At 70.2% G+C, this 13,232-nt stretch carries 12 protein-coding genes; 9 read left to right on the top strand and 3 right to left on the bottom strand.

From position 1 onward, the window contains the following. The first annotated feature begins 449 nt into the window (after positions 1 to 449). Entirely contained in the window at positions 450 to 2,087 is a 1,638-nt protein-coding gene (locus tag AC31A1_RS32595; protein ID WP_489656774.1) for a GMC oxidoreductase, read from the top strand. Between the two features lie 22 nt (positions 2,088 to 2,109). Here AC31A1_RS32595 and AC31A1_RS32600 read toward each other — a convergent pair whose 3' ends face one another. After that, positions 2,110 to 3,906, bottom strand: a complete 1,797-nt coding sequence (locus AC31A1_RS32600) for an AMP-dependent synthetase/ligase (protein WP_489656775.1) — start codon at positions 3,904 to 3,906, stop codon at positions 2,110 to 2,112. A gap of 296 nt (positions 3,907 to 4,202) precedes the next feature. Between AC31A1_RS32600 and AC31A1_RS32605 the strand changes: the two genes are divergently transcribed. The 6 genes from AC31A1_RS32605 (at position 4,203) to AC31A1_RS32630 (ending at position 9,649) form a co-directional block, all read left to right on the top strand. Next, the gene (locus AC31A1_RS32605; RefSeq protein WP_366493989.1) at positions 4,203 to 5,000 is read left to right on the top strand and encodes a metallophosphoesterase family protein; all 798 of its coding nucleotides are present in this window, start codon (positions 4,203 to 4,205) and stop codon (positions 4,998 to 5,000) included. 127 nt (positions 5,001 to 5,127) lie between these two features. Beyond that, positions 5,128 to 5,592, top strand: coding sequence for an SRPBCC family protein (locus AC31A1_RS32610; protein ID WP_327404689.1), 465 nt, complete (start codon positions 5,128 to 5,130; stop codon positions 5,590 to 5,592). Between the two features lie 189 nt (positions 5,593 to 5,781). Next, positions 5,782 to 6,954, top strand: a complete 1,173-nt coding sequence (locus AC31A1_RS32615; RefSeq protein ID WP_489656776.1) for an ArsA family ATPase — start codon at positions 5,782 to 5,784, stop codon at positions 6,952 to 6,954. 81 nt (positions 6,955 to 7,035) lie between these two features. Next, a complete protein-coding gene (locus AC31A1_RS32620; RefSeq protein WP_393753167.1) occupies positions 7,036 to 7,533 on the top strand; it encodes a DUF5304 domain-containing protein in 498 nt (165 codons plus the stop codon). A gap of 174 nt (positions 7,534 to 7,707) precedes the next feature. Next, entirely contained in the window at positions 7,708 to 8,661 is a 954-nt protein-coding gene (locus AC31A1_RS32625) for an ROK family glucokinase (RefSeq protein WP_327404692.1), read from the top strand. 232 nt (positions 8,662 to 8,893) lie between these two features. Next, on the top strand, positions 8,894 to 9,649 hold the full coding sequence (locus AC31A1_RS32630) for an endonuclease/exonuclease/phosphatase family protein (protein ID WP_489656777.1): 756 nt from the start codon (positions 8,894 to 8,896) through the stop codon (positions 9,647 to 9,649). Positions 9,650 to 9,746: 97 nt separating this feature from the next. Here the strand turns inward: AC31A1_RS32630 and AC31A1_RS32635 are convergent, their stop codons facing one another. After that, positions 9,747 to 10,373, bottom strand: a complete 627-nt coding sequence (locus AC31A1_RS32635) for a hypothetical protein (protein WP_489656778.1) — start codon at positions 10,371 to 10,373, stop codon at positions 9,747 to 9,749. Continuing rightward, complete coding sequence (locus tag AC31A1_RS32640; protein ID WP_489656780.1) at positions 10,366 to 11,178, bottom strand: alpha/beta hydrolase; 813 nt, start codon at positions 11,176 to 11,178, stop codon at positions 10,366 to 10,368. Before AC31A1_RS32640 ends, AC31A1_RS32635 begins: the two co-directional genes overlap by 8 nt. A gap of 192 nt (positions 11,179 to 11,370) precedes the next feature. On the opposite strand from AC31A1_RS32640, the gene AC31A1_RS32645 reads away from it, so the two are divergent. Together AC31A1_RS32645 and macS are read left to right on the top strand one after the other, a co-directional pair. Beyond that, a complete protein-coding gene (locus AC31A1_RS32645) occupies positions 11,371 to 12,117 on the top strand; it encodes a lysophospholipid acyltransferase family protein (protein WP_489656781.1) in 747 nt (248 codons plus the stop codon). A 32-nt stretch (positions 12,118 to 12,149) separates the two neighbouring features. Beyond that, on the top strand, positions 12,150 to 13,232 hold a 1,083-nt coding region (gene macS / locus AC31A1_RS32650; RefSeq protein ID WP_489656779.1), incomplete at its 3' end, for a MacS family sensor histidine kinase.

Here is a 13,232-nt window from a genome sequence, read left to right on the forward strand (position 1 = left end):
GGTTGTGGGTGGCTGGTCGCGCCCACGCGGCGGAGCCGCACATGTCACAGCCCCGCGCCCCTGAAAGACAGGGGGTTGCGCTGAACTCGGGGTGACAAGCGGTCTATTCGGGCGGGTGCGGGTCCTGTGTGACTGGTCGCGCCGCTCCTCGCGCCCCTGAAGACGGCCGGCTGCGCCTGTTTGTGGGGGCCGCGTGATCGAACCGAGCGGTCGGGGCTCGGCTTGGCCGTGGGGTGGAGCCGTGGCATCGGCGGCTCAGCCACGCCCGCAAGGTAGGACCCCCTGTTTTTCAGGGGCGCGAGGCTGTGACATGTGCGGCTCCGCCGCGCGGGCGCGACCAGCCCCACACAACCCGCACCCGCCCGACCACCTCACCCGGCACCCCGGACGGCGCTCCAAAACCGGCGCAGCCCCTTGGCGGAACCGAATAATCCGCACATGCTGCGCGCATGACAGCAAAACTGACGCAGCATCAGCTGACGAGACGTCAAATCCTGGGCATGGTCGCCCTCCAGACCGCCGCCGCGGCCGGTCTCACCCGTATCGGTCTCCAGTCCGCGCAGGCCGTCGAACCCGCGGCCGTCGAGACCGCCCCCGCGATCGTCGTCGGGTCCGGTTACGGCGGGGCGGTCGCCGCCCTCCGGCTCGGGCAGGCCGGTATCACCACCCTCGTCCTGGAGATGGGCAGGCTCTGGAACACGGCCGGCTCCGACGGCAAGATCTTCTGCTCCACCTCCGCCCCGGACCAGCGCTCCATGTGGTTCAAGACCCGCACCGAGGCCCCGCTCGCCACCTTCTTGTGGCTGGACGTCGTCAACAAGGACATCGGCCTCTACCCCGGCGTCCTGGACCGGGTGCACTACGACAACATGTCCGTGTACGTGGGGCGTGGCGTCGGTGGGGGATCCCTGGTCAACGGCGGCATGGCCGTCACCCCGCTCCAGTCGTACTTCACCGAGCAGTTCCCCACCGTCGACGCCACCGAGATGTACAGCACGTACTTCCCGCGCGCCCGCACCATGCTCGGCGTCAACACCGTCGACCCGACCTGGTTCGAGTCGACGGAGTGGTACCAGTTCACCCGCACCTCACGGAAGGCCGCCACCACCGCGGGCCTGAAGACCACCTTCGTGCCCAACGTCTACGACTTCGGCTACATGCAGAAGGAGGCCGCCGGCACCGCCACCAAGTCCGCGCTCGCCGCCGAGGTCATCTACGGCAACAACTACGGCAAGAAGAGCCTCGACAAGACCTACCTCGCCTCCGCGCTCGGCACCGGCAAGGTCACCATCCACACCATGGAGAAGGTGAAGGCGATCACGCGGGGGAGCGACGGGTCGTACGTCCTGACCGTCGACCGGATCAACGACACCGGTACCGTCGTCGAGACCAAGCAGTACAGCTGCACCTATCTGTTCCTCGGCGGCGGCAGCCTCGGCACCACCGAACTCCTCGTCCGCGCCCGGGACACGGGCACGCTCCCCGCTCTCAACGCGAGCGTCGGCGCGGGCTGGGGGACCAACGGCAACACGATGGTCGGGCGTGCCAACCACGTCTGGGACACCGTCGGCGCCAATGAGTCGACGATGCCGGTCATGGGCATCGACGACTGGGCCAACACCGACAACCCCGTCTTCGCGGAGATCGCCCCGCTGCCGATGGGTCTCGAACACTGGATCAGCCTCTATCTGGCGATCACCAAGAACCCGCAGCGCGCGTCGTTCACGTACGACTCCGCCTCCGGCACGGTGAAACTCGGCTGGACCGCGGCGCAGAGCGCGGTCTCGGTCGCCATGGCGAAGAAGCTGTTCGACCGGATCAACGCGGCGAACGGGACGATCTACCGGTACGACCTGTTCGGCTCCACCAGCAAAGTCTTCGCCGACGACTTCTGCTACCACCCGCTCGGCGGCTGCGTGTTGGGCCAGGCGACCGACAACTACGGCCGGGTGAAGGGGTATTCGAAGCTGTACATCACCGACGGCTCGCTGGTGCCCGGCTCGATCGGGGTCAACCCGTTCGTGACGATCACCGCACTCGCGGAAAGGACGATGACGCGGGTCCTCGCCGAGGACACCGCGTCATAGACCAACTTCCGTACCGGGCCCGCTACTTCTGGTAGAGGGCTTCGATCTCGTCCGCGTAGTCCTTGGCCACCACATTGCGCTTGAGCTTCAGGGACGGCGTCAGGTGGCCCGACTCCTCCGTGAACTGGGAGGACAGAATGCGGAACTTCCGCACCGATTCCGCCTTCGACACCGCGGCGTTGCCGTCGTCGACCGCGTCCTGGACCGCCCGCACCAGGTCCGGATCGTCACGCAGCGACGCCGCGGTGGAACCCGCCGGCTTGCCGTGCTCGGCGGCCCAACGGCCCAGGAACTCGTCGTCGATGGTGACCAGCGCGCCCACGAAGGGCCGCCCGTCGCCGACGACCATGCACTCCGCGACCAGCGCGTGCGCGCGGATGCGGTCCTCGATCACGGCCGGGGCGACGTTCTTGCCGCCCGCGGTGACGATGATCTCCTTCTTGCGGCCCGTGATGCTGAGGTAGCCGTCCTCGTCGAGGGTGCCGATGTCCCCGGTGTGGAACCAGCCGTCGGCCAGCGCCTCGGCCGTGGCGGCCTCGTTGTTCCAGTAGCCCTTGAACAGGTGCTCGCCGTGCAGCAGCACCTCGCCGTCGTCCGCGATGCGCACGACCGAGCCGGGCAGCGGCTGGCCGACCGTGCCGATCTTCGTCCGGTCCCAGGGGTTGAACGCGGTGGCCGCGCAGGACTCGGTCAGGCCGTAGCCCTCCAGGACCGTGAAGCCGATGCCCCGGAAGAAGTGCCCGAGCCGCTCGCCCAGCGGGGCGCCGCCGGAGATCGCGTACTCGCCCTTGCCGCCCAGCACCGCGCGCAGCTTGCTGTAGACGAGCTTGTCGAAGGTCCTGTACTTGATCTTCAGGCCGAGGGACGGACCCGCCGGGGTGTCCAGCGCGCGGCTGTACGCGATCGCGGTGTCGGCCGCCTTGTCGAAGATCTTGCCCTTGCCGTCCGCCTGCGCCTTGGCGCGCGCCGAGTTGTAGACCTTCTCGAAGACACGCGGCACGCCGAGGATCAACGTCGGCCGGAACGAGGCGAGTTCGTCCGTGAGGTTCTTGATGTCCGGGACCAGGCCGAGCTTGATCGGCGCCACCATCGGCGCGATCTGCACCAGCCGCCCGAAGACGTGCGCGAGCGGCAGGAACAGCAGTACCGAGCACTCGCCGGTGCGGAACAGCGGGCGCAGCCGTTCCACGATGTTGCCGCACTCGGCGAAGAAGCTGCGGTGGGTGAGCACACAGCCCTTGGGCCGGCCCGTAGTACCGGAGGTGTAGACGATGGTCGCCGGGTCGTCGGCCTTCGCCTGCGAGCTGCGCTCCTCGACGGTGGCGTCGGTGACGTCCTTGCCCGCGCGGTCCAGTTCGTCGATCGCGCCGGCGTCGATCTGCCAGACGTGCTTGAGCGCCGGAAGCTGCGCACGCACCGACTCGACGGTGGCGGCGTGTCCGTCCTGCTCCACGACGACCGCGGTGGCGCCCGAGTCGCTCAGGATCCACTGCACCTGCTCCGGCGAGCTGGTCTCGTACACCGGCACGGTGATCGCGCCCGCGCACCAGATCGCGAAGTCGAGCAGCGTCCACTCGTACCGCGTGCGGGACATCAGACCGACCCGGTCGCCGGGCTGGACGCCGGAGGCGATGAGCCCCTTGGCGGCGGCGTGCACCTCGGCGAGGAAGACCGTGGCGGTCACGTCCTGCCAGCCGCCGTTCGCCTTGCGGGCGATCACGGCGACATCTGGGTGCTGCGCGGCGTTTCTGCGGACGATGTCGGTCAGATTGCCGTCCGCAGGGACCTCGTACAAAGCCGGAAGGCTGAACTCGCGCAAGACTGCTGCTCCTCATAGGGCGCCGGCGCCACGACGTTGTGTGATGCGACGGTCCGGTCCAAGACTCGGGCAGGTGCGTCAGGACCGGGTGATTGAAATCCTGAGCACGACTGGACTGCCCGGACGTTACCCGTCGGTATGGCTCCTACGACAGGGGGGTCCGGCGAGATGTTCGCTGCGTCACACAGATTGGTGTTTCCTCGCGCACAGTAGTCCACCCCTTTCTTGACTGGCCAGTAACCGCAAGGTCCGCCGCCACTGTTCACGTTTGCCGCACACGCCTACGCTTGATCGTCATGGCACCCACACCGGCCGGTAACTCCGGGACGCGCATCCATGTGGTCAGCGACGTGCACGGCAACGCCCGTGACCTGGCCAGATCCGGCGAGGGTGCCGACGCCCTGATCTGCCTGGGCGACCTCGTCCTCTTCCTCGACTACGCCGACCACGCGCGCGGGATCTTCCCCGAACTCTTCGGCGAGGAGAACGCCGACCGCCTGGTCGAGCTGCGCACCGCCCGGCGCTTCGAGGAGGCCCGGGAACTGGGCGCCCGCCTCTGGTCCGGCGTCGGCGGCGACCGGGCGGCCCTCATCGAGAAGGCGGTCCGCAAACAGTACGCCGAGATGTTCGCCGCCTTCCCCACCCCGACGTACGCCACCTACGGCAACGTCGACATGCCGACCCTGTGGTCCGAGTACGCCGGCCCCGGAACCACCGTGCTCGACGGCGAACGCGTCGAGATCGGCGGCTGGACGTTCGGCTTCGTAGGCGGCGGCCTCCGCACCCCCATGCGCACCCCGTACGAGATCAGCGACGAGGAGTACGCCGCCAAGATCGAGGCGGTGGGCGAGGTCGACGTCCTCTGCACGCACATCCCGCCCGAGGTCCCCGAGCTGGTCTACGACACCGTCGCGCGCCGCTTCGAACGCGGCAGCCGCGCCCTCCTGGACGCCATCCGCCGCACCAGGCCCCGCTATTCACTGTTCGGCCACGTTCACCAGCCGTTGGTGCGGAGGATGCGGATCGGGGCGACCGAGTGTGTGAACGTGGGGCACTTCGCGGGGAGCGGCAAGCCGTGGGCCCTGGAATGGTGACCGTCCCCCTCGATGTCCGCAGGTAGGGGGTGAAGTGGGGCGGTCGGCCGCGCGGTAGCCTTCACGCTGCACGCACACGCGCATGACGACGACGCCCTGCCGGTCCGCATCTGGAGGAGCCACAGCGATGGCGGAACACACCAGTTCGAGCATCACGATCGAGGCGGCACCGGCCGAAGTGATGGAAGTGATCGCCGACTTCGCCCGCTACCCGGACTGGACCGGCGAGGTGAAGGAGGCGGACGTCCTCAAGACCGACGAACGCGGCCGCGCCGAACAGGTCCGCCTCGTCATGGACGCCGGCGCGATCAAGGACGACCAGACCCTCGCGTACACGTGGACCGGCGACAACGAGGTCTCCTGGACCCTCGTCAAGTCCCAGATGCTGCGCTCCCTGGACGGCTCGTACCTGCTCAAGCCTTCGGGCGCGGGCGCCACGGAGGTCACCTACCTCCTCACGGTGGACGTCAAGATCCCGATGCTGGGCATGATCAAGCGCAAGGCCGAGAAGGTCATCATCGACCGGGCGTTGGCGGGGTTGAAGAAGCGGGTGGAGTCGGGGGAGCCACCGGTGGAGACGGGCGAGAAGTAGGCGGGCCTTTTCGGCGCCGGCGGGCGTTCTCGGCCCGTGCGGTGCCTTTCTGACGCAGGCCGGCTATATCCAGCCCGTCCGGCGTTTGAGGACGAGGCCCCTTCAGGGCCGAAGCGGGGGTCTGGGGGCGGCAGCCCCCGGCAACGGCGCCCAGCCCCCACCCTCGCCGAGCGACTACCGTTCACTCATATGCGTACCATCCTGATCACCGGCCCAGGCGGCAGCGGCCGCAGCACCATCGCCGCAGCCACCGCACAAGCCGCCGCAGGCACCGGCACCCGGACACTCCTCCTCGGTGCCGACCGCGGCGACACCCTAGGCGCCGCCCTGGGTGTGGTGACGGGAGCGGCCCCCGTGGAGGCCGCCGAGAACCTCACGGCATGGCGCCCCGACGCCACGGAGTCCTTCCGCGCCGACCTCACCGCCTTCCAGGACCGCGCCTCCACGGCCCTCGAACTCCTGGGCGCGGCCCGCCTGGACGCGGAAGAACTGACCCCCCTCCCCGGCGCCGAGGAACTGGCCCTCCTCCGGGCCCTCAGGGACGCGGCCCTGTCCGAGGCCTACGACCTCCTCGTCGTGGACCTCCCGCCGACGCCCCACGCGCTCGCGCTCCTCGCCCTCCCCGAGGAACTCCGCCGCTACCTCCGTCGCCTCCTCCCGGCCGAGCGGCAAGCGGCCCGCGCCCTCCGCCCGGTCCTCGGCCGCCTCGCCGGCGTCCCGATGCCCTCCGAGTGGCTCTACGACACGGCAGGCCGCTGGGACGTCGAACTGGCCGCCGTGGAAGCGGTTCTCGCGGACCGGAACACGACCGTACGACTGGTCGCAGAGCCCGGACCGGCGGGCGCCGAAGCCGTCCGCGCGGCCGGTCTCGCGCTCGCCCTGCGCGGCCTGCGGCCCGACGTGCTGGTCGCCAACCGGGTGCTGCCCGAGTCCGTCGAGGACACCTGGCTGGCCGGCCTCAACGCGCAGCAGCGCAAGACCCTGGACGAGTGGCAGGGGACGTACGACGACATCCGGCACGTCCCGCACCTCGGCCACGATCCGCGCGGCACCGACGACCTTGCCGCGCTCGCCGTGCCCGGTGTCGACGCGGCCGGTTCCGCGGTCGAGTGGCCGGTGACCGACCGGCTGGCCGAGGACGGTGTGCTGGTCTGGGGCATTCCGCTGCCCGGCGCGATACGCGACGAGCTGGACCTGGTCCGGCGCGGCGACGAACTCGTCGTCACCGTCGGCCGGTTCCGCCGTATCGTGCCGCTGCCGTCGGCCCTGCGCCGCTGCACGGTGGCCGGCGCGGCCCTGCGGGAGGGCGAACTGCGCATCCGTTTCGCCCCGGACCCGGACCTGTGGCCGCAGGGAAGATGAGTATTGGTGGGTGCGGAGCCGTGAAGCACGTACGCCCATTCGGGTAACGTCGTAGAGACGAACCGTAGTCAGGAGTCCGTCATGAGCGAAGAGCTCCCCCCGTCCGACGCCCGCAAGGACGAGGCGCTCGACGAGGTGCGGGCGACCGACGCCGACGCCTGGGCGACGGCGGCCGCCGAAGACCTCGCGGCGGAGAAGGCCCGCCGCCGCACCCAGTACGGCCAGCCGCCGGTCTCGGCCGCCGAGGAACTGCGCAAGCTCGTCGACACCGTCGCGGACAAGCTGTCCGGCCTCCAGTCCCCGCTGCTCGGCCAGGTCGCCGGACCGGCCGCCCAGCAGGTGGTGAAGCAGGTCGTCCAGCAGGCCAAGGCCGCCGTCGAGCCCGTCATCGAACGCAACCCGGACGTCTTCGACCACCTCGCCGCGGCCGGAAACGAACTCCTCGCCGCGTACCGCTCTGCGGTCCAGGCCCAGGAGCAGCGCTGGACGGCCCGCGACAGCGAGCTGAAGGACCTGAGGAACGACCGCCGCGACCGGGGAGACGACTCCGGTCCGGGGGAGCGCATCGACCTGGACTAGAAGCCCCTGAGGGCCCGCTGCCGGATTCGCGTCCGTCCGGTGGGCTCTGGTGCGCACTTCCCTCACCGCCGCCAGAGCCCTCCAGGGCCGCCCAGCGGGCGAACGCCGCGATTCCGACGGCAGCCCCTCGGGTACGGTGGGCCGTAGCGGGGCTCGACCGAAACTGAGGGATTCATGGGACTCACCATCGGCGTCGATATCGGCGGCACCAAGATCGCGGCCGGGGTGGTCGACGAGGAAGGCAACATCCTCTCGACCCACAAGGTGCCGACCCCGGGTACGCCCGAAGGCATCGTGGACGCCATCGCCGCCGCGGTCGACGGAGCACGCGCCGGGCACGAGATCGTCGGCGTGGGCATCGGTGCCGCCGGATACGTCAACCGTCAGCGCTCCACGGTCTACTTCGCGCCGAACATCGACTGGCGCCAGGAGCCGCTGAAGGAGAAGGTCGAGGCCCGCGTGGGCCTGCCCGTCGTCGTGGAGAACGACGCGAACGCCGCGGCCTGGGGCGAGTACAAGTTCGGCGCCGGCAAGGGCCACCGCAACGTCATCTGCATCACCCTCGGCACCGGCCTCGGCGGCGGCATCATCATCGGCAACAAGCTGCGCCGCGGGCACTTCGGGGTGGCCGCCGAGTTCGGCCACATCCGCATGGTGCCGGACGGCCTGCTGTGCGGCTGCGGCTCCCAGGGCTGCTGGGAGCAGTACGCGTCGGGCCGCGCCCTCGTGCGCTACGCCAAGCAGCGCGCGAACGCGACCCCCGAGTCCGCGGAGGTGCTCCTCTCGCTCGGCGACGGCACCCCCGACGGCATCGAGGGCAAGCACATCTCCATGGCCGCCCGCCAGGGTGACCCGGTCGCGGTCGACTCCTACCGCGAACTGGCCCGCTGGGCCGGCGCCGGCCTCGCCGATCTCGCCTCCCTCTTCGACCCCTCCGCCTTCATCGTCGGCGGCGGCCTCTCCGACGAGGGCGAACTGGTCCTCGACCCCATCCGCAAGTCCTACAAACGCTGGCTGGTGGGCGGCAACTGGCGCCCGGTCGCCGACGTGATCGCGGCCCAGCTCGGCAACAAGGCGGGCATGGTGGGAGCGGCAGACCTGGCGAGGGAGCCGGACCCGATCATGTAACACGTACGGCGACTGTGCCGACCTCAGGGGCGCGGGGCTGTGACATGTGCGGCTCCGCCGCGCGGGCGCGACCAGCCACGTACGACTGGCAGTCGCCCACGTACCCCGCGCCCCGCCTTTGCTTTTAGGGGCGCGGGGAACTGCGCGACCAGCCACGACGCACGTGCAGCCGACGCACGACCCGCACGTCCCGCCACTGCAACCCCCCGCACCACGTCGTATCTTGATCCGCATGGCGACGACCCCGCTGCTCCCCAACTCCCGCACCGAACCCGACGGTTCGGCAGTCATCCGCGTCCTGAGCTACAACATCCGCTCGATGCGCGACGACACAGACGCCCTGGCCCGCGTCATCAAGGCCTGCGCTCCGGACCTCGTCCTGATCCAAGAGGCCCCCCTCTTCTTCCGCTGGCGCAAGAAACTGGCCCGCCTCGCCTCCGCGTCCGACCTGGTCGTCCTCAGCGGCGGAGGCACCGCAGCCGGCCCCGCCCTCCTGTGCTCACTCCGGGCAACGGTCGAGCGCACGGAGGACGTACTCCTGCCACTGACCCCCGGCCAACACCGCCGCGGCTTCGCCACCGCGGTCGTACGGATCGGCGGCACCCGCCTCGGCGTCCTCAGCTGTCACCTCAGCCTGAGCCAGGACGAACGCTACGAACAGGGCGGCATGCTCCTCGACCGGCTGGCCGGAATGGGCGTGGACCACGTGATCGCGGGCGGCGACCTCAACGACCGCCCCGACGGCCGGACTTTCGGACGCCTGGCCAAGGAGCTGCAGGACTGCTGGGCCACCGCCCCCTGGGGCGAGGAGAACACCTGGACTCCCGGCAACCCCTTCCAGCGCATCGACGCGATCTTCGCCACGCAGGGCATCGAGGTACTCGGCTGCGGGGTACCGCTGGGCCTCCCGGAGGTGGAGGAGGCCGACATCAAGCGGGCGACGGATCACTTCCCCGTGCTGGCCGCGGTACGCGTGCCCGCGGCCTGAACCACAGCCGCCGGGCAGTGCGAGGGGGGAGAGGCGCTGCCGTGAGGGCGGCCACCGACCACTTCCCGGTGCCGGCCGCCCTCAAAGTGCCCGCGAGCTAGACGACCGCACCCCGCCCCGGATCGTCCCCGTCCTCCTCGTCCGTCCGCATCCGCATCACCAACGTGCCGAACCCGCCCAGGAACCCGCCGATCCCGATGGTCGCAAGCCACCAGGTCATGTCCCAGCCGAGCAGCACCGCCAGCAGCAGCAGGATCGGGCCGCCGACCACTCCGAGCCAGGCGAACTTGGCGGTCGTGTCGGCGTCCGGCAGCGGAGGCGGCTCGGGCGGCACGAAGTGACCCTCGTCGTCCTCGTCGAAGTCCTCCTCGGAGGAGTCCGGCGAGGCGTAGTCACGGGGACCGCCGACACCGGGCGCGAAGGAGACCGAACTGCCCAACGGCTTCGCGGGCGGCGGCGGTTCCTCGGTGCCCTTGTCCTTACCCGCGCCTTTGTCCTTGGCCTTGTCGCCCTTGTCCGGCTCCTTGGCCTTCGGCCGCTCGTCGTTCTTCTCGGGATCGAGCAGCGCGAGATCCTCGATCGACTTGAACGGCTTGGCGCCCGGCGGATCCTTGGGCTCCTCGCCGTATCCGGCGACGATCGCGGCCCACGCGGCCTCCTCGTCGAACGGGACGCCCTGCTCCTCCGGTTCGAGGCCCTCGCGGTCGGAGTCGTGCTCAGCCACCTGTGGCCGTCCCTTCCTGCTCGCTCACCCGGCCCGTGTCGGACGCCTGCTTGCCGACACTGGGTGCGAGCCGGCCGATGAACGCGAAGCTCTCCTCGAAAATCCGGTCCGCGTCGTGGTCCAACGTCGCGACGTGGTAGCTCTGTTCCAGCAGGATCTCCGTCACGTCGGCCGAGGAAACCCGACTGACGACACGAGCCGAGTCGGCCGGCGGAACCACATGGTCCTGGGGGCTGTGCAGCAGCAGGAGCGGCTGGGTGACCTGCGGCAGCTCGCGGTCGACCAGCCGGAAGAAAATACGCAGGGAGTGCGCGGAGTGCAGCGGCACCTTGTCGTACCCGACCTCCTCGCTGCCCTCCTTCGCGATGTCGCTGGCGATGCCCGGCGCCGTACGCACCAGATGGCGGGCCACCGGAAGGGCGTGCGCCGCGAGGCCGTGCACCTTGATGCCGGGGTTGACGACCACGACACCGCTGATCTCGTCGCCGTGCTTCGCGGCCAGCCGCAGGGCCAGCGCGCCGCCCATGGACAGGCCCGCGACGAAGACCTGCGAGCAGCGCTCGCGCAGGGCGCGCAGCTCGCGGTCCACCTCCGCGTACCAGTCCTGCCAGCCGGTGAGCTGCATGTCCTCCCAGCGCGTGCCGTGCCCGGGCAGCAGCGGCAGCGACACGGTGAGGCCGCGCTCGGCCAGATACTCCGCCCAGGGGCGCAGCGACTGCGGGGAACCGGTGAAGCCGTGGCAGAGGAGAACTCCGACCTCCCCGCCCTCGTGGCGGTACGGCTCGGCTCCGGGGAGGACCGGCACCTTCGGTCTCCTGTTCATGAGAAGGGCGTGGTGGTGAGACGCGTGTTCATGAGAGGGGTCTGAACAAGTCCAGGTGCGGTTAACCGTACGCGACCGCACTGACACCGACCAGGGTCGTCGGGTCCTTTGACAGTGCTCCGGGTTAAGGTCTGATCGACGGAAACGGGAGGCACTCGCTTGTTGTACGGCACGATGAAGGTCGCCATCGGGGGACCGCTGAAGGTCGCCTTCCGACCCTGGGTGGAGGGCCTGGAGAACATTCCGGACGAGGGTGCCGCCATCCTGGCGAGCAATCACCTCTCGTTCTCGGACTCGTTCTTCCTGCCCGCGGTCCTGGACCGCAAGGTGACCTTCATCGCGAAGGCCGAGTACTTCACGACCCCCGGGGTGAAGGGCAAGCTGACGGCCGCGTTCTTCAAGGGCGCCGGCCAGCTTCCGGTGGACCGCTCCGGTGCGCGCGGGGCGGGCGAGGCCGCGATCAAGGCCGGGATCGACGTCCTGGAGCGCGGTGAACTGTTCGGTATCTATCCGGAGGGCACGCGCTCCCCGGACGGGCGCCTCTACCGCGGCAAACCCGGTGGCCTCGCGCGCGTGGCGCTCGCCAGCGGCGCTCCGGTGATCCCGGTCGCGATGATCGACACGGAGAAGATCCAGCCGCCCGGCAAGGTCATGCCGAAGCTGATGCGCCCGGGCATCCGGATCGGCAAGCCCCTCGACTTCAGCCGGTACAACGGCATGGAGCACGACCGTTTCGTCCTCCGCGCGGTGACCGACGAGGTCATGTACGAGATCATGAAGCTCTCCGGCCAGGAGTACGTCGACATCTACGCGACCGCCGCCAAGCGGCAGATCGCGGAGGCGGCGAAGGCCGACAAGGAAGCGGACAAGGCGGCCAAGGCCGCGCTCGCACAAGCGGAGAAGGAACAGACCAGCCCCTAGGCGGGCCGGAGTCTGTGTCGGGGGTGGGGGAGATGGCCAAGCAGGTACGCGTCGTCAGGATGTCCGTCGAGCAGCCGCTCTGGCGTGCCCTGAGCGGCTACCGCGTGCTGACCTTGCTGTACGCGATCGGGCTGTTCGCCTCCGCCTACGACGAGTTCGACCGTCCCGGCATCGCCATCGCCTTCTACGTCGTCCTGTTCGTCTGGACGCTCGCCACCCTGCCCCGGGTACAGAGCGCGGTCGCCTGCACCAAGCGCTTCCTCGCCGTCGACCTCGCGATCGCGCTCACCGGCATCGTCCTCACCCCGCTCGCGGCCGACGACCACCACATCTCCAGCGGCGGCCCCACCCTGCCGTCGATATGGACCGCGGGATCGGTCCTCGCCTACGCCATCAAAGGCGGCTGGCGCTGGGCCGCGTTCGCCTCCACCCCGGTCGCCGTCGCCAACCTGATCGAGCGCGGCTCCCCGGCCCGCGACACCGTCCACAACGTGGTCCTCGTCTGGGTCGCCTCCATCGCCATCGGCTACGTCGTGGAGGTCGCCCGCGCCTCCGAGCGCACCCTCGCCCGCGCCCTGGAGATCGAGGCCACCACCCGGGAACGGGAGCGCCTCGCCCGCGACATCCACGACGGTGTCCTCCAGGTGCTGGCGATGGTCCAGCGGCGCGGTGCCGTCCTCGGCGGCGAGGCGGGCGAACTGGGCCGGATGGCGGGCGAGCAGGAGATCGCGCTGCGCACCCTGGTCTCCGGCGCCCTGGTGCCCGTGTCCCGGGTGTCGCTGGACGCGGCGGAGGGCGCGGTCGTGAGGGCCGTAGAAGAAGAGGCCGAAGGACCCGACGACGGGACGGTCGATCTGCGGGGGCTGCTCGCGCCGTATGCCGCGGCCAAGGTGAGTTTTGCCGAGCCGGGGGCTCCGGTGCCGTTGCCCGCGCCCGCGGCGAAGGAGCTGGCCGCCGCTGTCGGGGCCGCCCTGGACAATGTGCGCAGGCATGCCGGTGAGGACGCGCGGGCGTGGATCCTGGTCGAGGACGAACCCAGGGAGGTCGTGGTGACCGTGCGGGACGACGGGCCCGGGATTCCCGAGGGGCGGCTCGCGCAGGCCGAGGGGGAGGGG

The sequence above is a fragment of the Streptomyces sp. P5F9 genome, from assembly GCF_057961495.1.